Genomic DNA, 22062 nt, shown 5'->3' on the forward strand with positions numbered 1-22062 from the left:
GCCCCGTCAGCCGCACTCCGCGGGCAGCGGCGCCCGGTGGTCGTAGGCGATCAACGGGTCGCCGGTGAGGGGGTGTTCGGTCACCGCGGCGCGTACGCCGAAGACCTCGGCCAGCAGGTCCGGGGTGAGCACCTCGCGCGGGGTGCCGGAGGCCACCACCCGGCCGCCGTGCAGCACGTGCAGCCGGTCGCAGAGGGCGGCGGCGGCATTGAGGTCGTGCAGCGAGATCAGCGTGGTGCGGCGGCGGTCGCGCAGCAGGGTGAGCAGTTCGACCTGGTGGTGGATGTCGAGGTGGTTGGTGGGTTCGTCCAGCACCAGCACCTCCGGGTCCTGGGCGAACGCCCGGGCCAGCAGGGCGCGTTGGCGTTCACCGCCGGAGAGGGCGGAGAACCTCCGGGCCTCCTGCCCGGCGAGTCCGACGGCGGCCAGCGCCTGCGCCACCCGTTCCCGGTCCGCGCCGTCGTCCCCGGCGAAGGCCCGCTTGTAGGGGGTCCGTCCCATCATCACGACCTCGCGGACGGTCAGTTCGAAGTCGCTGCCGCGTTCCTGGGGCAGCGCGGCGACCTGCCGTGCGGCCCGGCCGGGCGTGAGCGTGCGCAGGTCGGTGCCGGCCAGCAGGACGCGTCCGGCGGTGGGCCGCAGATGGCGGTAGACGGTCCGCAGGACGGTGGACTTGCCGCTGCCGTTGGGGCCGACGAGCCCGGCGATCTCGCCGGCGGCGGCCATCAGGTGCACTCCGGCGACGACGTCGCGGCCCGCGTAGCCGACGTGCAGGTCCTCGATCGCGACGTTCACCGGTCGGCCGCCGTCCGCCGGTCCAGCACGAACAGCAGGGCGGGCGCGCCGATCAGCGCGGTGACCACCCCGACCGGCAGTTCCTGGGTGTCCATGGCCGTACGGCACACCAGGTCCACCACGACCAGCAGCAGCGCCCCGGTCAGCGCGGACAGCGGCAGCAGCCGGCGGTGGTCGCCGCCGATGACCAGCCGGCACAGGTGCGGCACCATCAGGCCGACGAAGCCGACGGCGCCGGAGACCGCGACCAGGACGCCGGTCAGCAGGCTGGTGACCACGAACAACTCGCGGCGCAGCCGGGTCACCGGCACGCCCACGCCGGCGGCGGTCTCGTCGCCCATGAGCAGGGCGTTCATGGCGCGGGCCCGGGCCTGGAGGGCCAGCATCCCGGCCGCGACGGCGAGCAGCGGCAGCCCCAGCAGGCTCCAGGTGGCGCCGCTGAGGCTGCCCATCAGCCAGAACAGCACGCTGCGGGTCTGCTGCTCGTCGCCGGCCTGCAGGACCAGGTAGCTGGTGAACCCGGAGAGGAACTGGCCGACGCCCACTCCGGCCAGCACCAGCCGCAGCGGCGAGAATCCGCCGCCGCGCCGGGCCAGGCACCACACCAGCGCGAACGCGGCCAGTGCGCCGGCGAAGGCGGCCGCGGACAGCCCCAGGCCGAGCAGTCCGCCGGTGCCCGCGCCCAGCACGATCGCGGCGACCGCGCCGAGCGAGGCGCCGTTGGAGATGCCCAGCAGGTACGGGTCGGCCAGCGGGTTGCGGACCAGCGCCTGGGTCGCGGTTCCCACCAGGCCGAGGCCAGCGCCCACCAGGGCGGCCAACAGGGCGCGGGGGACGCGGAGTTGCCAGACGATGAGGTCGTCGGTGCCCGGCCTGGGCGGCGCGCCGCCCAGCCGTCGCAGGACGACCGACCAGACCTCCGCGGGCGGGATGGCGGTGGCGCCTACGGAGACCGCGGCGGTCAGGGCCGCCAGCAGCGTGACGCCCAGGGCGAGGGCGAGCAGCCCGGCGCGCGGGGTCCGGCGCGCGGTCCGGTCGTCCGCCTCCGTGCGGCCGGGGGCGTCGGTGAGGGCGGGTGTCACCGGCGGGCCCCCTGGAACCGTTCCGGGTAGAGCGTGTGCGCGATCTCCTGGACCGTGTCGGCGGTGCCGACCCCGGCGATCGTGGTCCGCTCCGAACCGATCCGCAGGAAGTGCCCCTTCTTCACCGCGGTCAGTCCCTTGGTGGCGGGGAAGCTCTTCAGGAACGCCGCCGCGTCGTCGAAGGCGCGGGAGGTGGCCGCGGCGTCGCCCCGGTTGCGCACCCCGAGCTGGATCCAGTCCGGGTCCTTGGCGACCACGTCCTCCCAGGAGACCGGCCGGAAGTCGCCGTCGCAGCCGGCGAAGACGTTGCGGGCGCCGGCCTGGGTGAGGACGGCGTGGGCGACCTGCTTGCGGCAGACCGCGAGGGGCTGTTTGGTGCCGGCGTCGTAGTCGAAGAAGAAGTACGTCGGCCGCTGCTGCTCGGGGACGGTGCCGACGGCCTTCCGCACGGCGGCGACCTTGGCCCGCATGCCCGCGACGAGCTGCTCGGCCCGGTCGGCGGTACCGGTGACCGCGCCGAGCCGCCGGATGTCGCCCTCCACCCCGGTAAGGTCCCGCTGCGGCTGCTTCGCCATGGGCGCGCAGGCGGTGGAGGCGAGGTAGAGGTGCTTGATGCCGGCCGCCGCGAACTCGTCGTCGGTGGGTGCGTCACCGGCGCCGCCCATGTGGCCCATCGAGGCGAAGGTGTCGATGTAGAGGTCGGCTCCCGAGCCGAGCAGTTTCTCCTTGGGGATGAGGTGCTTGCCGAGGACGGGCACCTTGCGGGCGCGGGCGTCGAGGTCCGCGGGCAGGGTGCCCTTGCCCGGGGGGAAGCCGGTGCCGATGACGCGGTCGCCGGCGCCCAGCCGGAGCAGCATCTCCAGGGCGGAGGCGTTGCTGGTGACGATTCTGCGCGGCGGGGCGGTGAAGGTGGTCTTCGTGCCCTTGCAGTCGGCGATCCGCACCGGGAATCCGGCGCCGCCGCGGCCGGCGGCGTCCGGGCGGGTGTCCGCTCCCCCGCCGCCGCACGCGGTGGCGGTCAGTGCCACCACCACGGCCAGACCGCACAACTTCCCAGGACGCATGGTGCTTCTCCCCTACGCTTTTGCGGCCGGTCCGCCCGGCCGGGGCGCCGTGGACACGGCCCGGCACAGGTAGTCGGCCGGTTCCGGGGTGCGGTTCCGGGGCGCGGGGCTTTTCGCGTGGAGGGTGGGTGCGTTTCGCGCGGCCCGGCCCGTTCAGTCGTCGAAGCCGCTGCCCTGGGGGCCGTAGAGGTCGAGCAGCCGGGTGCGGGTGCCGTGCAGCCGGCGGGAGACGGTCTCGGCGACGTAGCGGTACACCGCGCGGCCGAGGACCGGGTCGCGGTCGCACAGCTCGCGGACCGCCGCGGCGTCGAACTCGACCGCCTCCACCGGGCCGACGGTCCGTGCGCCGAGGTGCCACAGGTAGGGCGGGAACAGCCAGGACCAGCCGAGCAGTTCGTCCCGGCCGAGGGTTTCCACGACGGCCGGCTGGCGGCCGGGTACGTGCTGGTCGAGCGCGACCTGGCCGCTGCGGACGATCCAGAACCGGTCCGCCCGCCGGCCCTCCTCGAAGATCCGGGTCGCGCGGGGCAGCGCCACCTCGCGGGCGAGCTCGGTCAGCATCCGCCGCTGCTCGGGGGGCATCGCGTCGAACAGGTTGCGCGCCGTGGCCATCTCATCCTCCGTCCGATGCCTGGCACGATATGCGGTGGACGGCGGGGAGAGCGGGAACGGCTCGTCCGGCGGTGCGGCCGTTCCCGGACCGGCGGTGCGGTCCCGGGTCGGGTCAGGTCAGCTGGCGGCGCACCAGGTCGTGCAGATGGCCGCCGGTGTCGGCGAGGAGTGCGGCCGGGGCGCCCTGCTCGACGATCCGGCCGTCCGCCATGACGATCACCCGGTCGGCGTCCATGACGGTGGAGAGCCGGTGGGCGATCACCAGACGGCTGGCGCTGAGCTTGCGGGTGCTGTCGATGACGATGCGCTGGGTCTCGTTGTCCAGGGCGCTGGTGGCCTCGTCGAAGAAGAGGATCCGCGGCCGCCGGACCAGGGCCTGGGCGATCATCAGGCGCTGCCGCTGTCCGCCGGAGATCGCGCCGCCGCCGGAGATCATGGTGTGCAGGCCCATCGGCATCCGCTTGATGTCCTCGGCCAGGCCCGCCATCTCGGCGGCCGCCCAGGCCTCCTCCTGGGTGAAGGACTCGGCACCGCAGATGCAGTCCAGGATGGAGCCGGTGAGCGGCTGGGCGTTCTGCAGGACGACGCCGCACTGGCGGCGGACCGCGGCCTGGTCCAGGGCGCCGAGGTCCTGGCCGTCGTAGAGGACGCTGCCGGAGGTGGGTCTGTCGAAGCCGATCAGCAGCCGCAGCAGGGTGGACTTGCCGCAGCCGCTGGGGCCGACGACGGCGACGAATTCGCCGGGGCGGACCTGGAGGGAGATGTCGTCGAGGACCAGCGGTCCGTCGTCGGTGTAGCGGAAGGAGAGCTTCTTGGCCTCGATGGCGCCGGTGAGGGTGCCGGGCTGGGCGCTGGCGCCGCGTACCTCCGGTGCCTCGTCCAGCACCGGCCGGATCTCTTCGAACATCGGCAGGGCGGCGGCGGCCGAGACGAAGGCGCCGGTGATCTGGGTGACCGAGGTCAGCAGCATGGTGACCGAGGTGTTGAAGGTGAGGAACGAGCCGGCCGACATGGTGCCGCGGGCCGGGCCGGCCAGCAGCATGAACAGGGTCAGCGAGCACAGCGGCAGGTAGACGGCGTTGAGGACGGTGGTGAGGTTCTTGATCCGGCCGGCCTTCTGCTGGAGCTCCCGGGACCGGGCGAACTCCCGGGCCCAGGCGGCGTAGGCGAAGCTCTCGGCCGCGGCGACCCGCAGCTTGGGCAGTCCGCGCAGGGTCTGGAACGCCTGGTTGTTGAGCTTGTTGGACAGCTTGATCAGCCGCCGTTGCCAGCGCAGCTCCCACAGCCCCATGGTGAGGAACACCGCCCCGATGACGAGCAGCATGCCGAGCGCGGCGAGCGCCAGCGGCACGCTGTAGACGAGGAGCAGGACGTAGTTCATCGCGCCGATGGTCGTGGACTGCACGGCCACCGGGCCGATGCCGGACAGCACCCGGCGGATGGCGCTGATGCCCATCGCGGCACTGGCCAGTTCGCCGGTGGAGCGTTCGGTGAAGAACCTGGTCGGCAGGCGCAGCAGCCGGTCCCAGACGGCCGGTTGCAGGGCGCTCTCGATGCGGCCCTCCATGCGCAGCACGGTGAGGCTCTGCAGCAGCATGAAGGCGGCGGAGACCACGCTGCTGATGATGACGGCCAGCGCCACCTGCACGATCAGGCCCTTGTCGGCGGCCGGGACGTACACCCCGAGGACCTTGCCGGTGGCGATCGGGACGAGGGCGCCGAGGGCGACCGTCACCAGTCCGCTGAGGGCCAGGTTGCGTACGTCGGTGCGGGTGCCGCGCAGGCTGAAGCGCATCAGCCGCCACATGGTCATCGGCCGCTCGGGCAGCGGGCGGTAGAACATCACGGCGCGGGCCTCGAACTCGTCGGCGTTGTCCTTGCCGATCCGCATCCGCAGGCCGGAGACGGGGTTGACCGCCTCGTAGCGTCCGCGGCGCCACAGCAGCGCCACGGGGGCGCCGGACTTGGCGCGGTGGCCGACCAGGGGGCCGGTGTCGGTCCGCCACCAGGTGCCGGTGAGCCGGACCGCGCGGGTGCGGACCCGGGAGCTGACCGCGATCCGTTCGACGGGGCTGATGCGGTCGTTGACGGCGCCGCCCCTGGGGGGTTCGGTCAGGGTGATCCCGGCGGCCTCGGCGACCGTGCGGCAGACCGCGAAGGTGGTGTCGTCGCCGGCCCGGTCCGTCCCGGCGCCGCCCCGCCCGGCGCGGTCCTGGCGGCCGATGGAGGCCAGCAGTGCCTGGTCGGCGCGTTCGCGGACGGCCTCACCGGCCTTGATGCCGGCCGCCGTACGGTCCTCGTGGGCGCGCTCCAGCTGTTCGATCCAGCGGTCGACGGCGGACAGCAGCCGGTACTGCTGGTTGACCATCCGCTGCCACAGCTCGGGGTCGACGAGCAGGTCCGCGGCGGCCTCCGCACTGTAGGAGGCGCCGTACTGGACGCTGCCGGGCGGGACCGGCATCCACAGGACGTCGTCGTCGGCCACCGCCTCGTCACCGGGCCGGCCGTCCAGCGGGGCCTCGAAGAGCACGCCCAGGCTGCGGGCCGTGCCCAGCGCGAAGGCGTGCTCCAGCGGGCCGTAGGCCGCGGGGTGGCCGTAGCCGCCGGGCGCGCCGTACAGGGGCTGCGCGCCGGTGTCGGTCTGCTCGCCGTACCCGCCGTAGTCCCAACGGGGCAGCTCGCGCAGCGGTATCCGGCGTACCGCGCAGTCCTGCGAGGGGCGGCCGAGCAGGGTGTGCTGGGGGCCGTCGACCGGGCCGAGGAGCAGGGCGCCGGGTTCGAGCCGGCCGAGGAAGTGCCAGTGGCCCTCGGCCGCGGCGTCGACCGCGAACAGGTCGAGCGCGCCGGCGGTGACCAGCCACAGCACGTGCGGCCCTTCGAGGGGGACGCTGCGCAGTCCGGCGCAGTCGACGTGCGTGCCGAGGCCGCCCAGGGCCTGCGTCACCGCGTCGGTCTCGCCGGGTCCCGCGTGCGGGAACGGGGGCAGGGCTGACACCTCAGTGCTCCTTGACCAGCTCGGCGTACGCGCCTCCGGCGGCGACCAGGTCCTCGTGCCGGCCGCGTTCGACGACCACGCCGTGGTCGAGGACGACGATCTCGTCGCTGTCGCGGACGGTGCTGAGCCGGTGGGCGATGACGACGCAGGCGCAGCCGCGCCGCCGCAGGTTGTCCATGATGATCTGTTCGGTCTGCGCGTCGAGGGCGCTGGTGACCTCGTCGAGGACGAGGATGCTGGGGCGCCGGACCAGGGCGCGGGCGATCTCCAGGCGCTGCCGCTGGCCGCCGGAGAAGTTGCGGCCGTCCTGTTCGACCCGGCTGTGGATGCCGTCCGGGCGGCGGGCGATGACGTCGTCGTAGAGGGCGGCGTCCTTGAGGGCGGTGATGACGGCGTCGTCGGGGATGGAGGGGTCCCACAGCGCCACGTTGTCCCGGACCGTTCCCTCGAAGAGGAAGACGTCCTGGTCGACGAAGGAGACGGAGCCGGCGAGCGCGCTGCGGGAGAGGTCCTCCAGGCGCTGTCCGTCGATGCGGATGGTGCCTTCCCAGGGGCTGTAGAGGCCGGATATCAGCCGGGAGACGGTGGACTTGCCGCTGCCGGAGCCGCCGACCAGGGCGACCTGGCGGCCCGGGCCGACGGCCAGGGAGAAGCCGGTGAGCAGCGGTTTGTCCAGCGGGCTGTAGCCGAAGGTGATGTTCTCCAGCGTCACATGGCCCTTGAGCCGGCGGGTGTCGCCGTCCGGGCCGGAGCGGGTGTAGAGGCTGTCGGCGGGGAAGGACTCGACGTCCTTGAGGCGGGCCACGTCGGCGGCGAAGTCCTGGATGCGGCCGGCGACGCCGTTGAGGCGGGTGATGGGCGCGGTGAAGCGGGTGACCAGTGCCTGGAAGGCGACCAGCAGGCCGATGGAGATGTGGCCCTCGACGGCCCGCAGTCCGCCGATCCAGAGGATCAGGGCGCTGTTGAGGGTGGCGAGGGTGGGCGCGACGACGGCCAGCCAGGCGCTGGGGACGCCGAGCCGCTGCTGTTCCTCCAGGGTGGCGGCGTGCTGGCCGGCCCAGCGGCGGAAGTAGCCGTTCTCCCCGCCGGTGGCCTTCATGGTCTCGATGAGCTGCAGGCCGGTGTAGGCGGTGTTGGTGAGCCGGGCGGTGTCGGCGCGGAGTTTGGCGGTGTGGGTGGCGCGCAGCCGGATCACGATCCGCATGGCGACGACGTTGAGCAGCGCGATGCCGACGCCGATGACGGTGAGCTGGGGGTCGTAGGTCCACAGCAGCACGGCGTAGAGGACGACGACGATGCCGTCCACGCCGGCGGCGGCGAGGTCGCGGGCGAGGGTTTCGGCGACCGCGTCGTTGGACTGCAGGCGCTGGACCAGGTCGGCCGGGCTGCGCTGGGCGAAGAAGGTGACCGGGAGCCGGAGCAGATGGCGCAGGAAGCGGGCGCTGGTGAGGGTGGAGGAGATGATCCGGCCGCGCAGCAGGTTGGCCTGTTGCAGGCCGGTGAGGACGGCGGTGAGCGCGACCATCGCGGCCATCGACGCGAAGAGCGGCCCGAGCAGCGAGGTCTGGTTGCCGATCAGGAACATGTCGATGTACGTGCGGCTCAGCGCGGGTACCGCGGCGCCGACCGCGACCAGCAGCAGGCTGGCGAGCAGGGCGGCCAGCAGGGTGCCGGTGGTGCCGCGCATCCGGGCGGGCACGGCGCCGAGGACGCCGGGCTTGCGGCCGCCCTTGCGGAAGGACTCGGACGGTTCGAAGACCAGGGCGACGCCGGTGAAGCTGGTGTCGAAGTCCTCCGTGGGCACGAAGCGGCGGCCCTTGTCGGGGTCGTTGATGTGCACGCCGCGGCGGCCCATCCGGCGGCCCATGCCGTCGTAGACGACGTAGTGGTTGAACTCCCAGAAGAGGATGGCCGGGGCCTGGACCTCGGCGAGCGCGGCGGTTTCCATCTGCATGCCCTTGGCCTGCAGGCCGTAACTGCGGGCGGCCTTGAGCAGGTTGCTGGCGCGGGAGCCGTCGCGGGAGACGCCGCAGGCGATCCGCAGCTCCTCCAGGGGGACGTGGCGTCCGTAGTGGGCGAGCACCATCGCCAGGGAGGCGGCGCCGCATTCCACGGCCTCCATCTGGAGGACGGTGGGGGTGCGGACGGCCTTGACCTTCTTGGCCGGCGGGGGCGGGGCGGCGCGGCGGCGGCGCGCGCCGGGTGCGGCCTCGGGGCGGTGCCGGCCGCGGCCGGGCGGCGGCAGCCGGTCCTGCGGGGGTGCGGAGTCCTGGGATGCGGTCACGGCAGCAGCCAATCGATCGGGTGCTGCGCGGCGAGGTGGACGGCGCCGCTGGCCAGCGTCATGGAGTCGACGGTGTAGGGCGGGCCGTCGGAGGTGGACCAGGCGTAGCCGGACCTGTTCCGGGGGGCGCGGTCGAGCTGTACCAGGACGGCGACCGGCGGGCCGGTTTTGGAGAACTGCTCGCCGAGCTGGCTGTTGCCCAGGTAGGCGCCGATCCGCTGGCGGGTCTGGGCGGTCCGGCCGACGGCCTTGACCCGGCCGCGCAGCACGCCGTACTGCTGGTTCGGCACGGACTGGACGGTGAGGTCGACGGAGGCGCCGACGGGGACGCTCGCGCCGTTCTCGGCCGGTACGTACAGCGTGGCCGTCAGGGGGTCCCCGGCGTGTGCCACGCGTTCGACGGAGGCCACGTCCGCGCCCGTGGTGACGACCGAGCCGATGGTGGCGACCATCGAGGTCAGCCGGCCGGCCGCGATCGCGCGGACGACGGCGGTGCCGCGGGCGGTGCGCACCTTGAGGACCGGGGCGCCCGCGGCCACCTGCCGGCCTTCCTGGGCGAGTACGGCGGTGACCTGTCCCGCCACGGGGCTCTGCAGGACGTAGCTGCCCTGGCCGTGGGTGAGGATCCCGGGTGCGGTGAGGGTGGAGGAGACGGTGCCGGTGACCGCCCATACGGCGGCGGCGAGCACGCAGAGGACCGTGACGATCAGGACCAGCAGTCCCTGGGGCCGGGCGAAGCGCACCGGCAGATCGATTTCCTCGGGCGACTGCAGCTTGGAAAGGGCCTGTTGGCGGAACTGCACGACACTCTTCCCTCAACTGCAAAGGACTGTCAGGACGTAACGGACACGGCCGCTCGTCGGGGCCGCCGCGGTGGGGCCGAGCGTACGGTGTCCGGTCCGGGGCTCGGCAGCCGGGTGCCCCGGAACCCGGCGAAGGCCTGGCGGTTCCGGGGCATCCGGCCGGCATGTCGGCAAGGAGGGGACGCCGACCTGCCGTGCGGTCTCAGAGACCGGCGACGAGGCCCGTGACCTGGCCGGTGTTGACGCCGGTCAGACCCTCGACGGTGCCGGTGACGGTGCCCAGGGTGCCGCCGACGTTGAGGCCCGTGGCGCCGTCAACGGTGGAGGTGGCGGTGCCGGCCAGGCTGCCCACGAGGCCACCGGCCACGTTGTCGAGCTCGCTGTCGGCGATTTCCTGGGTCTGAATCTCGCGCATGATGATTCCTTTCGGATGCATATCTCAAATAGCTGCGGCCGAGCCGTCCGCAGGGCGGTCCGGCCGCGGTAGCGGTCGCCGGGGCCCTCGAAATCGAGAACCTCTGCGCGACTTCCGCAGTGCGAAGGATCAAAGCATGCAGGTGGGTTGTGCTGCTAATCGAACTACGGCCGATCCGGACCGCTTCGAACCTCTCAATTACCTGACGTGGACGCACGTCCATGATTTAGTGGCAGCTTCTTCACAACGTCTGCGGTTTGCGTTCCCCCAGCCTGTCGACGGCCCGTCAGGCGAACGGGACATTCCCCCATCAAACCGCTTACGTGCAGGTCAGCGCCGGGGAGGACAGCGGGAGGCGGTGTGCCGGCTGCGCCGTCGGTGTGCAGATTCCTTGGAGACACACAGTTTTTACGGCACCGATCGGCGGGCGCCCGCAGAACTCCGGCGAGCACCCGAGGAACCCTCTGCCGAATGTTGCGCAAGCTTTAACGGCGCCCGATTTACCCGGAGTTACGGGGGTGGTATCGCGCCCGTTGAACACTGTGCACGGATTCTTCGGCACTATCCGTACGGCATTCCCATGGAATCGGATCGACCACCCCGAGAACGGACATAACCGCATAACGGCACGCCGTCCGACTCGGCGGGAATGGGCGATTTACCGCCTAACCGCCCCCGGGCGGCGGCCCGGCCGGCGGGCCCGGTGGCAGCCGGTGTCCGGTTGCGGCACCGTGAAAGGGACCCGTGGGGAGCGGCGCACCCGGAAGGAGCCGTACGTGGAGCCCGTCGACGCGCTGGAGCGGATCGCGTTCCTGCTGGAACGGCAGGGCGCGGCGACCTACCGGGTACAGGCGTTCCGCGGGGCGGCGGCCGCCCTCGGCGCGCTGGCGGACGACGAGGTGCGCGAGCGGGCGCGGCAGGGCACGCTGGTCCGCCTCAAGGGGCTGGGGCCCAAGACCACCCGGGTGGTCGAAGAGGCGCTGGCGGGCGTGCGGCCCACCTATCTGGCGCACCTGGAGGACGAGGCCGGCGCCCCGCTGGTCGAGGGGGAGCAGGGGCAGCGGCTGCGGCGGGCCCTGCGCGGCGACTGCCATCTGCACTCGGACTGGTCGGACGGCGGCAGCCCGGTGGAGGTGATGGCCCGGGCCGCCCGCGACCTGGGGCACGAGTGGTGCGTGCTGACCGACCACTCCCCCCGGCTCACCGTCGCCCGCGGGCTGTCCCCGCAACGGCTGCGGGAGCAGCTGGAGCTGGTGGCACAGGTGAACGCGCAGCTGGCGCCGTTCCGGCTGCTGACCGGGATCGAGTGCGACGTCCTCGACGACGGCTCCCTGGACCAGGAACCGGAGCTGCTGGAGCGGCTCGACGTGGTGGTGGCCTCGGTGCATTCCAAGCTCCGGATGGACAAGGCGCCGATGACCCGGCGGATGGTGGCCGCGGTGCGCAACCCCCTGGTGGACGTCCTCGGGCACTGCACCGGGCGGCTGCTGACCGGGCGGGGCCGCCCGGAGTCGGAGTTCGACGCGGACGAGGTCTTCGCGGCCTGCGCCGAACACCGCACCGCGGTGGAGATCAACTGCCGCCCCGAGCGGCTGGATCCGCCGCGCCGACTGCTGCGCCGGGCGGTTGCGGCCGGCACGCTGTTCTCCGTCGACACCGACGCGCACGCTCCGGGCCAGCTGGACTGGCAGATCTACGGCTGCGCCCGCGCCGAGGAGTGCGGCGTACCGGCGGACCGGGTCATCAACACCTGGACGGAGCGCCAGTTGGCCACCTGGACGACCACCGGAGGCACCCCGCGCTGAACGGCCCGCCCCTCAGGCCGCCGACGGCGCCGGGGCGGTGCGGCCGGGCGCGGCGGGGGCCGGGGTGAGTCGCAGCGTCACCACGTAACCGACCACGACGGCGACGATCACCAGCGGCATCACGGTGAGTCCGCTGCGGCCCATCAGCAGCGTCGCCATCAGCACCGATGTCATCGGCAGCCGGAGCATGGCCACCGCCATCGCCCCGACGCCCATCGCGAACGCCGGGGTGAGCGACAGGCCCGGCAGGTGCGACAGCACCACCCCGCCGGCCGCGCCGAGGAACAGCGCCGGGAAGATCGGGCCGCCCCGGAAGGCGCTCAGCGACACGCAGTACGCCAGGCCCTTGCCCAGGAGCAGCAACAGCAGTGCCGCCATCGAGTATCCGGCGCTGTCATGGAACAGCGTCCCCAGCGCCGACTGGCCCGAGAAGAGCAGCTCTTGGGCGGGCTTGCCGGTGGCGGCGGAGAAGCCCACCGCCAGCGCGGCCACCACCAGCCCCATCAGCACCGTGGCCGGTACCCGGTGGCGGGCCACCCGCTCCTTGAGCCGGAGCGCCAGCCGCCGGACCCCGGTGCCGGCGAACGCGGCGGCCACCCCGAGGACCAGGGCCCAGCCGAATTCCGGGAGGGTGGGCCCGGCGGCCCGGGGGACGTCGTGCAGCGCGAGGGAGTACGTACCGAGCCCGGTCCAGTCCCCCAGCCCGGTGAAGACCAGCGCCCCGATGCCCGACGCGAGCAGGCCGGGCACCAGCATCATGCCCAGCATCGGGCCGGCCAGCCCGGAGACCTCCATCAGCAGGAACGCGCCCAGCAGCGGCGACCCGAGCAGCGCGCTGATCGCGGCGAAGCTGCCGGCCGCGCCCACCGCGGCCACCGTCCCGGCATCCGTCCGCCGCCCGGTCAGCCGGGCGGCGCCCGCGGCCAGCCCGCCGCCCAAGGCGATCAGCGGTGCCTCCGGGCCGAGCACCGCGCCGAACGCGAGCGAGGCAAGGGCGGCGAGCGCGACGCCGGGCAGTGCGGACAGGGTGGGCGGGCCGCCGAGCGCCAGTCCGTCGGCCGGTTCGTGGCCGCCGTTGCCGGGCAGGTGGCGGACGGCCAGCCCGGTCACCAGCCCGGCGACCGCGAGCAGCGGCAGCGGCCACCACAGCGGTGTACCGGCGAAGCCCAGCGCCCGCGGCAGGTCGTCGTAGAGCAGCGGTTCCAGGGCGTGGACGACGGCGAGGAAACCGAACGCGACCAGGCAGACCGGGAACCCGATCACCGTCGCGGTCAGCAGCAGCTTCGGATAGCCGCGGGTGCGCACCGGTGCGTAGGGATCGGGGGGCGCGGCGGCCGGCGGTGTGCCGCCCGGGCCGGTGGAGCCGCCCGGGCCGGTGGAGCCGCCCGGGCCGGTGGAGCCGCCCGGGCCGGTGGAGCCGCCCGGGCCGGTGGAGCCGCCCGGGCCGGTGGGGCCGACCGACATCGCCTCGCCTCCTCGCCGCAGCCGGGACGAGCCTGCCACGGCCGGGCCGGGCGGCCCGGAAGGACGCCGTCCGGAGCAGCCCGAAGCACCCGAACGCCGGTCAGCCCTGCGCGGCCGCCGCCTCCCGCAGCGCGGTCAGGACGGGGCGGAACAGGGGATGGTCCTCGGCCCCGCGGCGTACCGCGGCGAAGACCCGGCGGGTGGGGGCGACATCGTCGAGGGGGCGGACGACGACGCCGGTCAGGTCCATGTCGCGCAGCGCCGAGCGGGGCACGAGCGCCACCCCGGCCGCGGCCGAGGCGAGCGCGACCACCGCCCGGAAGTCGTCGGAGGAGTGTTCCAGCCGGGGCTGGAAACCGGCGTACTCGCAGGCCAGGACGACCACGTCGTGGCAGGGGTTGCCGGGGTAGGGGCCGATCCAGGGGTCGCCGGCGAGGTCGGCGACCGCGACCCGGTCGGCCTCGGCGAGGCGGTGGCCGGGCGGGAGGACCGCGTCGAAGGGTTCGGCGTAGAGCGGGAGCCGGGTGAGCCGGGGATCGTCCGCGCGGGGCGCGCCCCGGTATTCGACTGCCACCGCGACGTCGACCTGCCGGTCGAGGACCATCCGCAGGCTGGCGTCGCCCTCGGCGTCCTGGACGCGGACCCGTATGCCCGGTGCGCAGCCGGCCAGTGCGGTCAGCGCGGGCGCGACGACCAGGCCGATGCCGGTGGCGAAGGACGCGACGGTGACCGTGCCGGCCTCGCCCGAGCCGTACGCTGCGAGTTCGGACTCGGCGCGCTCCAGCTGGGCGAGGACGGCGTTGGCGTGGCTGAGCAGGATGTCGCCCGCGGGGGTCAGCCGGACGCCGCGGGCACTGCGCTCCACCAGGCGGTGGCCGGTCTCCTGCTCCAGCGCGGCCAGTTGCTGGGACACCGCCGAGGGCGTGAGGTAGAGCGCGGCGGCCGCGGCGGTGACCGTGCGGTGGTCGGCCACCGCACGGAGGATGTGCAGCCGGCGTGCTTCGATCATGCGGTCAATTATCCCAAGCCGGACGCGCCGGTCAGGACTCCAGTTCCGCCCGGGCGGCCACGAAGGCCTCCACCGCGCGGTGGACGTCCTCGGTGGAGTGCGCGGCGGACAGCTGGACGCGGATCCGGGCCTGGCCCTGCGGCACGACCGGGTACGAGAAGCCGATCACGTACACCCCGCGCTCCAGCAGCAGCTCCGCCAGCCGGGCCGCCCGGGCCGCGTCGCCGATCATGACGGGCGCGATGGCGTGGTCGCCGGGGAGGACGTCGAAGCCCTCCTCGGTCATCCGGGAGCGGAACAGCGCGGTGTTGGCGTGCAGCCGCTCGCGCAGGTCACCGGCCGACTCCAGCAGGTCGAGCACCTTGAGCGAGGCCGCGGCGATCACCGGGGCGAGCGAGTTGGAGAAGAGGTACGGCCGCGAGCGCTGGCGCAGCAGGGCGACGATCTCCGCGCGGGCCGCGACGTAACCGCCGGAGGCGCCGCCCAGCGCCTTGCCGAGGGTGCCGGTGATGATGTCGACGCGGTCCATGACCCCGTGGAGTTCGGGGGTGCCGCGGCCGCCGGCGCCGACGAAGCCGACCGCGTGCGAGTCGTCGACCATCACCATCGCGTCGTAGGCGTCGGCCAGGTCGCAGATCTCGCGCAGCGGCGCCACATAGCCGTCCATGGAGAAGACGCCGTCGGTGACGATCAGCTTGCGGCCCGCACCGCCCTCGGTGGCCTCCTTCAACTGCCGTTCCAGATCGGCCAGATCACGGTTGGCGTAGCGGAAGCGGCGGGCCTTGCACAGCCGGATGCCGTCGATGATGGAGGCGTGGTTGAGGGCGTCGGAGATGACCGCGTCGTCCGGGCCGAGCAGGGTCTCGAAGACGCCGCCGTTGGCGTCGAAGCAGGAGGAGTACAGGATGGTGTCCTCCTGGCCGAGGAACGCGGACAGCCGCGCCTCCAGCTCCTTGTGCACCTCCTGCGTGCCGCAGATGAAGCGCACGGACGCCATGCCGTAGCCCCAGCGGTCCAGCGCCTCGTGGGCGGCCGCGACGACCTCGGGGTGGTCGGCGAGACCGAGGTAGTTGTTGGCGCAGAAGTTGAGGACCTCACCGGGGTTGCCTCCGGCGGTGACGCCGACGGTCGCCGACTGGGGCGTGCCGATCACCCGCTCGGGCTTGTGCAGGCCGGCGGCGACGATCTCGTCGAGGGTGCCGCGCAGTTCGTCGCGTACGGAGTGGAACATCAGGGGTTCTCCAGGAGGGTGGGGGTGGTGACGGGGCGGGGCGGGCGCGGTGCGGCCGTGATCAGGCGGTCCAGTCCAGGATGATCTTGCCGCTGCGGCCGCTCGCGGCGTCGTCGAAGGCGGCCTCGAAGTCGGTGTACGCGTACCGGCCGGTGATCACGGGGGCGAGGTCCAGCCCGCCTTCGAGCAGGACGGACATCGCGTACCAGGTCTCGAACATCTCCCGGCCGTAGATGCCCTTGATCGTGATCATGGAGGTGACGATCCGCGACCAGTCGACGGGGAAGTCCTGGGCGGGCAGGCCGAGCATGGCGATCCGGCCGCCGTGCGTCATGTTGGCGATCATGTCGCGCACCGCCTCGGGCCGCCCGGACATCTCCAGCCCGATGTCGAAGCCCTCGCGCAGACCGAGCGCGCGCTGCCCGTCGGCGATGTCCGCCTCGGCGACGTTGAGCGCCAGGCTGACGCCGATCTTGCGGGCGAGGGCCAGCCGTTCCTCGCTGACGTCGGTGATCATGACGTTGCGGGCGCCGGCGTGCCGGGCCACCGCCGCCGCCATCAGGCCGATCGGCCCCGCGCCGGTGATCAGGACGTCCTCGCCGACCAGCGGGAACGACAGTGCGGTGTGCACGGCGTTGCCGAACGGGTCGAAGACCGCGGCGATGTCGAGGTCCACCGGGACGCGGTGCACCCACACGTTCGTCGCGGGCAGTGCCACGTACTCGGCGAAGGCGCCGTCCCGGCCGACGCCGAGCCCGACCGTGGCGCGGCACAGGTGGCGGCGCCCGGCGAGGCAGTTGCGGCACTTGCCGCAGACCAGGTGGCCCTCGCCGCTGACCAGGTCGCCGGCCGCGATGTCGGCCACGTCGCGGCCGGTGGCGACCACCTCGCCGACGAATTCGTGGCCGATCGTCAGCGGGGTGGCGAGCGCCTGCTGCGCCCAGCCGTCCCAGGCGCGGATGTGCAGGTCGGTGCCGCAGATGCCGGTGCGGAGCACCTTGATCAGTACGTCGCCCGGGCCGATGGCCGGTTCCGGCACCTCCGTGAGCCAGAGCCCCGGCTCCGCCTTCTGCTTGACCAGTGCCTTCACCGCGACGGCTCCCGTACGTAAGAGTGCATGACGTGTCGGGGGCAGTGATGTTCCGGCCACCCGATCTCCGCCGGAAAATCTTCCGTACGACGGGCGCCGGGTCCATCGAGGTTTTCTTAAGCGCGGTGACAGCTGATCTTCACGCCCCGCCGCGGGCCCGCGGCGGGGCGGGCGGGCCGGGCCCGGGTCAGGAGAAGATCGCGTGGACCTGGTCGACCGCCTCGGGCCCGTACCCGACCGTGCCGACCGGGACCGCGCCGTCGATCGCGTCGATGATCCGGCCGGCCCAGACCGGCCCGAAACCGCCGCACAGCTCGATCAGTTGGACCCCGTCGGCCACCAGCTTGCGGGCGGCCTCGACGCCCTCCTCGGGCTTGGTCACCCCGATGAACACGCTGCGGCAGGCGCCGGTGTCCACGACGTTGACCTCGCCGCCGGCGGCGCTGCCGGCCGCCGTGTAGATGAACCCCCAGTGGGTGAGTGCCATGCCGGGACCTCCCGTGGTCGTGGCGATCGCCCGGTCGTGGTGATCGCCGAGGGCACCAGCCAAGCAGAGCCGGGGCGCCGAGGGCACGGATTCGGTCACGCCCCGCCGGTCCCGCCCCGCCGGTCCCGCGCGGGCCGGGCGCGGGAGTGTAGGGCGCCGGGGAGGCGGCCGGCGGAATTCATCACAGGTTGAGCGGGCCTGAGCCGGGGGTGCGGCGGACTCCGTAGGACTGGATGCAACCACACACGGGGCGCGCCGCGCCGCACCACGGCGCTCCGTGTGCTCCGTTCCTGTGCGGCCCCTGGAGGTCAGTGAAGTGAGCCACCGACATGTGAACAAGCGGACCGGCGTCGTCATCGGCGCCGCCGCGGCCGCCGTCATGGGCGCGGCGATCCTGCTCCCCAACGCCAACGCGAGCACGGACCGGCCGCCGGCCCCGCACACCTTCAGCGCCTCCGCGGCGACCCGGCTGGCGACGGCCCTGAAGTCGGACCTCGGCGGTGACAACGCCGGCTGGTACCTGGACGGCGCCAACGGACACCTGGTGATGAACGTGCTGTCGCAGGACGCCGCCGAGCGGGTGCAGGCCAAGGGGGCGGTCGCCAGGGTCGTGCACAACAGCATGACCGCGCTGAAGGCGGGGACGAAGACGCTGCGCGAGACCGCCTCGGTCCCCGGCACCGCCTGGTCGATCGACCCGCGGACCAACAAGATCGTGGTGGTCGCCGACAAGACGGTCACCGGCGCGAAGATGGCCACGCTCACGAAGGCCACCCGCGGGATGGGCGCGGGCATGGTCACCGTCAAGCGGTCGCAGGGCGAGTTCCGGCGGTTCGACGGCGGGGGGACGGGCGAGGACCCGGGGACCCCGCCGGGCGGCGACGGACAGAACGGGGGCCAGGGGGCCAACGGCGGCCAAGGAGCCAACGGCGGCCAGGCGAACGGCGGACAGCAGAGCGGCGGCCAGGGCAACGGCGGTCAGGGCGGTGGGCAGGGCGACGGCGGACAGGGCAACGGCGGGCAGCAGGGCGGCGGTTCGGCCGCGGGGCCGATCGGCGGCAGTGCCATCTTCGGTGGTAACGCCCGCTGTTCGCTGGGGTTCAACGTCACGGTGAAGGGCGCGCCCGCCTTCCTGACGGCGGGCCACTGCGGCAACGACTCCCCCACCTGGTCCGCGGACCAGGGCGGCAGCCAGCCGCTCGGCAGCGTGCAGGACTCGCAGTTCCCCAAGACCGACTTCGCGATCGTCACCTACGACGACAAGAGCGCCCAGCCGCAGAGCGCGGTGGACCTGGGCAACGGCTCCACCCAGCAGATCACCAAGGCCGCGGAGGCCGCCGTCGGCATGAAGGTGCAGCGCTCCGGGTCCACCACCGGGGTGCACGACGGCACCGTCACCGGGCTTGACGCCACGGTCAACTACGGCAACGGCGACATCGTCAACGGCCTCATACAGACGGACGTCTGCGCCGAGCCGGGCGACAGCGGCGGCTCCATGTTCGCCGGTGACGCCGCCGTCGGACTGACCTCGGGCGGCAGCGGCGACTGCACCCAGGGCGGCGAGACCTTCTTCCAGCCGGTCACCGACGCGCTCCAGGCCACCGGCGCGGAGATCGGCGCCGGCGGAGGCGACGGCAGCGGAGGCGCCGCGGGCGGTGCGGGCGGCGCCGGTGGCGACCAGGGCGCGGGTGGTGACCAGAGCGCCGGTGGCGATCAGGGGGCCGGAGGTGACCAAAGCGCTGGAGGCGACCAGAGCGCCGGCGGGGACCAGAGCGCCGGCGGGGACCAGAGTGCGGGTGCCGACCAGGGTGCCGGCAGTGCTCAAAGTGCCGGGGGTGATTCGCTGACCGATTCGCTGAACTGACCACGACGTCCGGCCAGGACGTCCGGCAACAACACCCGAGAGCACCGTCCGACAAGGACGTCCGACAACGACATCCGACAGCAACGTCCGACGGCAACATCCCACAGTGACGGCGCAGATGACGCCCCGCCCGCCCCCATCCCCAGGGCGGGCGGGGACGTTGGTGGCGACGGGATCCCTGAGTGCGGCGGAACCATAGCGACCGCCTGGGGCGCGGTGTCAGAATACCGGCCCTACTCCGACCCGTCCTCAGGGGCACCATGGCGTCGAACGAACTCGATTCCCAGATCCCCGTCTTCCGCGGAGCAGGCCATCTGCTCCGTCTGATCGCCGACCTGACCCGCAGGCCACGCCGGCGGGAGTGTCCGGAACCGGTGCGGCACCGCGGCGTGGCGCAGGGCCGGGAGGGCCTGCCGGTGCTCTGCCTGGTGGCCGGTCCGGACCACACCGCACTCGCCAAGGGCATCGGCTACTTCCTCAGCCACGCCGATCCGCGCCGGGTGCCGCACGTGCTCCACGACCTCGCGGCCGGCGCGCCGCGGTCCGAGCCGGAGTCCGTCGAGGCGGTGCGGCGGACCCTGGAACGGCTGGCGCAGGGCTTCGCCCGAAGCGTCAACGGCAGTGACGGCCGGGTCCGCTTCCGCCGGTTCGGCCTGGTCAACTGGCTGACCCAGGTGGGCACCGGCAATCGCCCGGACGACCTGGGCGACATGGAGGGCACCGACCACACGCTGTTACAGGGGCTGCGGGAGCGGGAGTTCCGGCGGCGGCGGTTGTTCGGGCTGCTGCGCTCCCCGGAGACCGAGCTGGCGGTCGACGGCAAGGTGCCCTGGTGGGTGTGGCTGTTCGCGGTGCACGTCTTCCCGCTCGCCTGGTTCCGGGTCCGCCGCGGGCTGGGCCGGGAGTACCGCTGGCTGCTCAACCAGCCCTACCTCGCGCCGCGCGACCCGGGCACCTTCATCGGCTTCGCCGAGCGGCTGACCGCACCGCACAACCAGGTCGAGGACCCGGAGCAGTTGCGCAAGCTGATGGTCAACGCGTTCCTGGAGGATCTGCGGGTCGCCTTCCGCCGCCGTCCGTGGCGGCCCCGTACGGCCCGGCGCACCGCGTACTGCGTCGCGCTGCTCGACGGGGTGGGCCCGGACACCTGCGGTCATGCGCTGCTCCAGGCCGTCATCGACGTCCGCAACGAGACCGGCGCCTTCGACCCGCTGCTGATCATCGCCTGCGGGGCCGAGCCGCCTGCCGAGGGCAGCCGGGCCCGGGCGGACTGGGGCCGCAGCGAGCTGTGGGAGCTGACCGACCGGCTCTACGGCGGCTGGCGGGACACCTTCCTGCACCAGGGCCGGGCCCGCAACCGCGCCCCCTGGTACCTGCCGGTCAGCGTGCCGCGGCTGATGCCGCCGTCCGAGGAGAGCTATGAGCTGACCCGGCGGCTGGAGGTGGCGCAGGACGCCCGGCTGCGGATCCCCGAACCGCCGTTGTGGGCGCGCCGGGCGGTGTCCGTCGTGGCGGTCTGCGCGGTCACCGTCGCCCTCCTGGGCGCGGGCGGTCTGGTGCTGGGCGCGGAGCGCCGGTACCGGCAGGCGCACTGCGGTCTCGGCCGGTTCAACGCCGACGCGGAGACCCTGCGCACCGCGGAGACCGGCGAGTGCATCGGGGTGGCCCGGCACGGTTTCACCTTCCACTCCCCCGATCCGTCGCTGGACCGGACCCTGCAGAAGATCTACGACCAGAACGCCCTCGCCGAGCAGGCGCATGCGGCGTCCCCGGAGCGGCCCTTCGTCACCCTGGTGCATCTGTCCGCGCTGCTCAGCGTCTCGGGCAAGCTCACCGGTCAACTCGCCTACGGGCGCGAGGCGTTGCAGGGGGCGGCGAGCGCGCAGTCCCGGCAGCTGCGCAGCAGCGGGGCCACCGAGCCGATCCTGCGGATCTTCCCCGCGAACGCCGGGTCGGGGATGCGGTTCGGCACGCGGGTGGTGGAGATCCTGGACCGCCTCAAGCAGCAGGACGCGTCCCTGGTGGGGGTCACCGGGCTCGACCAGAGCCGGGAGGCGACCAACCGGACGATCCGGAAGCTGACCGCGGTGGGGCTGCCGATGGTGGCGACGACGCTGTCCGCGGACTCGCTGGTGCGCCAGTCCCCGATGTACTTCCAGGTGTCGCCGCAGAACACCCGGGAGGCGGAGGTCGCCGCGGCCTACGCCGACCACGTGGTGCGGACCGGTGCGGGCAGACCGGCCCGGCGGGTGCGGATCATCGCGTCCGCCGATCCCAGCGACACCTACAGCCGGACGCTCAGCGACGACGTCGAACGGCGTTTCCGGGCGCGGGGGTTCGCGGTGGAGCGGACGTCGTTCACGCCGCCCCCGCCGCCGGGCAAGGAGCCCTCGTCGGACGCCCCGGGCCCCGGCACGGTGGGGCAGCGGAGCTGTTCGTACCCGGGGGTGGTGTTCTTCGCGGGGCGTTCGGAGGACTTCGAGTCGCTGCTCGGCGGGATCAACGAGTCCTGCAACTCCGCTCCGCCGGTGCTGATCGGCGGTGACGACGTGGCCCGGCTGGCGGCGGACGCGGACCGCCGGGGGCACTATCCGGGGATCCCGTACGACTTCCTGGACTTCACGCTCGGATCGGCACACTGCGACGGCACCAGCGAGCTGTACGCGGAGCTGAGCCGGCTGTTCCCCGAGGACTGCGCGAAGGTCCCCAACTCCTCGCTCGACGGGCATGCCGCGCTCGGGTTCGACGCGGTGAAGCTGTACGTCAACGCGGTCAAGCAGCTGCGGGAGGAGGCCGCGCAGATGCCGCTGACGCCGCCCGCGGTGTGGCATGCGATCAGCGGGGTGCACGGGGACGAGGCGCTCGACGGGGCGAGCGGGATCATCAGCTTCGGCGGTGAGGTGGACCGCCAGGTCCCGCTGGACAAGCTGCTGTCGGTGCAACGCATCGACAAGAGCGGACGGCCGGTCCAGGCGGGGTTCTGCGGCCGGGTCGGCGGGCGGAAGCAGGCGGCGTGGTGTCCCGCACTGGAACCGGAGGCGGGCTGACGCACCGGCCGGCCG

The 22062-nt window shown here is 73.3% G+C and carries 16 protein-coding genes; 3 read left to right on the forward strand and 13 right to left on the reverse strand.

Features of this window, described 5'->3' with window-relative positions:
- Positions 1 to 6: 6 nt before the first annotated feature.
- The 8 genes from AB0E02_RS23865 to AB0E02_RS23900 form a co-directional block, all read right to left on the reverse strand.
- Entirely contained in the window at positions 7 to 795 is a 789-nt protein-coding gene (locus AB0E02_RS23865) for an ABC transporter ATP-binding protein (RefSeq protein WP_362142436.1), read from the reverse strand.
- Positions 792 to 1877 carry an iron ABC transporter permease gene (locus tag AB0E02_RS23870; protein WP_362142438.1) on the reverse strand — a complete coding sequence of 362 codons (1086 nt, stop codon included), beginning with the start codon at positions 1875 to 1877 and terminating at the stop codon, positions 792 to 794. The genes AB0E02_RS23865 and AB0E02_RS23870 overlap by 4 nt, the downstream gene beginning before the upstream one ends.
- Positions 1874 to 2941, reverse strand: a complete 1068-nt coding sequence (locus AB0E02_RS23875; RefSeq protein ID WP_362142439.1) for an ABC transporter substrate-binding protein — start codon at positions 2939 to 2941, stop codon at positions 1874 to 1876. The genes AB0E02_RS23870 and AB0E02_RS23875 overlap by 4 nt, the downstream gene beginning before the upstream one ends.
- 153 nt (positions 2942 to 3094) lie before the next feature.
- Complete coding sequence (locus AB0E02_RS23880) at positions 3095 to 3553, reverse strand: cyclic nucleotide-binding domain-containing protein (RefSeq protein ID WP_362142440.1); 459 nt, start codon at positions 3551 to 3553, stop codon at positions 3095 to 3097.
- A 112-nt stretch (positions 3554 to 3665) separates the two neighbouring features.
- On the reverse strand, positions 3666 to 6548 hold the full coding sequence (locus tag AB0E02_RS23885; RefSeq protein WP_362142442.1) for an NHLP bacteriocin export ABC transporter permease/ATPase subunit: 2883 nt from the start codon (positions 6546 to 6548) through the stop codon (positions 3666 to 3668).
- Between the two features lies 1 nt (position 6549).
- Entirely contained in the window at positions 6550 to 8832 is a 2283-nt protein-coding gene (locus tag AB0E02_RS23890; RefSeq protein ID WP_362142444.1) for an NHLP family bacteriocin export ABC transporter peptidase/permease/ATPase subunit, read from the reverse strand.
- Positions 8829 to 9635, reverse strand: coding sequence for an HlyD family efflux transporter periplasmic adaptor subunit (locus AB0E02_RS23895; protein ID WP_362142446.1), 807 nt, complete (start codon positions 9633 to 9635; stop codon positions 8829 to 8831). Before AB0E02_RS23895 ends, AB0E02_RS23890 begins: the two co-directional genes overlap by 4 nt.
- A gap of 202 nt (positions 9636 to 9837) precedes the next feature.
- The gene (locus tag AB0E02_RS23900) at positions 9838 to 10050 is read right to left on the reverse strand and encodes a hypothetical protein (protein WP_030800074.1); all 213 of its coding nucleotides are present in this window, start codon (positions 10048 to 10050) and stop codon (positions 9838 to 9840) included.
- A 776-nt stretch (positions 10051 to 10826) separates the two neighbouring features.
- On the opposite strand from AB0E02_RS23900, the gene AB0E02_RS23905 reads away from it, so the two are divergent.
- Entirely contained in the window at positions 10827 to 11855 is a 1029-nt protein-coding gene (locus tag AB0E02_RS23905) for a PHP domain-containing protein (RefSeq protein ID WP_362142448.1), read from the forward strand.
- A gap of 12 nt (positions 11856 to 11867) precedes the next feature.
- Here the strand turns inward: AB0E02_RS23905 and AB0E02_RS23910 are convergent, their stop codons facing one another.
- The 5 genes from AB0E02_RS23910 to AB0E02_RS23930 form a co-directional block, all read right to left on the reverse strand.
- Positions 11868 to 13319, reverse strand: coding sequence for a chloride channel protein (locus tag AB0E02_RS23910; protein WP_362142450.1), 1452 nt, complete (start codon positions 13317 to 13319; stop codon positions 11868 to 11870).
- A gap of 100 nt (positions 13320 to 13419) precedes the next feature.
- Positions 13420 to 14328 (reverse strand): LysR family transcriptional regulator, encoded by a 909-nt coding sequence (locus tag AB0E02_RS23915; RefSeq protein ID WP_030800067.1) that lies wholly within the window; start codon positions 14326 to 14328, stop codon positions 13420 to 13422.
- Positions 14329 to 14359: 31 nt separating this feature from the next.
- A complete protein-coding gene (locus tag AB0E02_RS23920; RefSeq protein ID WP_030800065.1) occupies positions 14360 to 15559 on the reverse strand; it encodes a glycine C-acetyltransferase in 1200 nt (399 codons plus the stop codon).
- A 61-nt stretch (positions 15560 to 15620) separates the two neighbouring features.
- Positions 15621 to 16649 carry an L-threonine 3-dehydrogenase gene (tdh, locus tag AB0E02_RS23925; protein WP_030411091.1) on the reverse strand — a complete coding sequence of 343 codons (1029 nt, stop codon included), beginning with the start codon at positions 16647 to 16649 and terminating at the stop codon, positions 15621 to 15623.
- A gap of 187 nt (positions 16650 to 16836) precedes the next feature.
- Entirely contained in the window at positions 16837 to 17136 is a 300-nt protein-coding gene (locus tag AB0E02_RS23930; RefSeq protein WP_030411092.1) for a DUF6506 family protein, read from the reverse strand.
- A 379-nt stretch (positions 17137 to 17515) separates the two neighbouring features.
- Here AB0E02_RS23930 and AB0E02_RS23935 point away from each other — a divergent pair, with 379 nt between their 5' ends.
- Both AB0E02_RS23935 and AB0E02_RS23940 read left to right on the forward strand, forming a co-directional pair.
- Complete coding sequence (locus AB0E02_RS23935; RefSeq protein ID WP_362142505.1) at positions 17516 to 19000, forward strand: S1 family peptidase; 1485 nt, start codon at positions 17516 to 17518, stop codon at positions 18998 to 19000.
- 260 nt (positions 19001 to 19260) lie between these two features.
- Complete coding sequence (locus AB0E02_RS23940) at positions 19261 to 22047, forward strand: hypothetical protein (RefSeq protein WP_362142454.1); 2787 nt, start codon at positions 19261 to 19263, stop codon at positions 22045 to 22047.
- Positions 22048 to 22062: the final 15 nt, after the last annotated feature.

Source organism: Streptomyces sp. NPDC048196 (assembly GCF_040652715.1).
GTDB lineage: Bacteria > Actinomycetota > Actinomycetes > Streptomycetales > Streptomycetaceae > Streptomyces > Streptomyces siderophoricus.

Bases quoted from the DNA above. Each gene is read 5' to 3' on its own strand.
- AB0E02_RS23915 (WP_030800067.1), bottom strand. From the start codon at position 14,328: ATGATCGAAGCACGCCGGCTGCACATCCTCCGTGCGGTGGCCGACCAC.
- AB0E02_RS23900 (WP_030800074.1), bottom strand. From the start codon at position 10,050: ATGCGCGAGATTCAGACCCAGGAAATCGCCGACAGCGAGCTCGACAAC.
- AB0E02_RS23875 (WP_362142439.1), bottom strand. From the start codon at position 2,941: ATGCGTCCTGGGAAGTTGTGCGGTCTGGCCGTGGTGGTGGCACTGACC.
- AB0E02_RS23880 (WP_362142440.1), bottom strand. From the start codon at position 3,553: ATGGCCACGGCGCGCAACCTGTTCGACGCGATGCCCCCCGAGCAGCGG.
- AB0E02_RS23935 (WP_362142505.1), top strand. From the start codon at position 17,516: ATGGGCGCGGCGATCCTGCTCCCCAACGCCAACGCGAGCACGGACCGG.
- AB0E02_RS23930 (WP_030411092.1), bottom strand. From the start codon at position 17,136: ATGGCACTCACCCACTGGGGGTTCATCTACACGGCGGCCGGCAGCGCC.
- AB0E02_RS23910 (WP_362142450.1), bottom strand. From the start codon at position 13,319: ATGTCGGTCGGCCCCACCGGCCCGGGCGGCTCCACCGGCCCGGGCGGC.
- AB0E02_RS23920 (WP_030800065.1), bottom strand. From the start codon at position 15,559: ATGTTCCACTCCGTACGCGACGAACTGCGCGGCACCCTCGACGAGATC.
- AB0E02_RS23940 (WP_362142454.1), top strand. From the start codon at position 19,261: ATGGCGTCGAACGAACTCGATTCCCAGATCCCCGTCTTCCGCGGAGCA.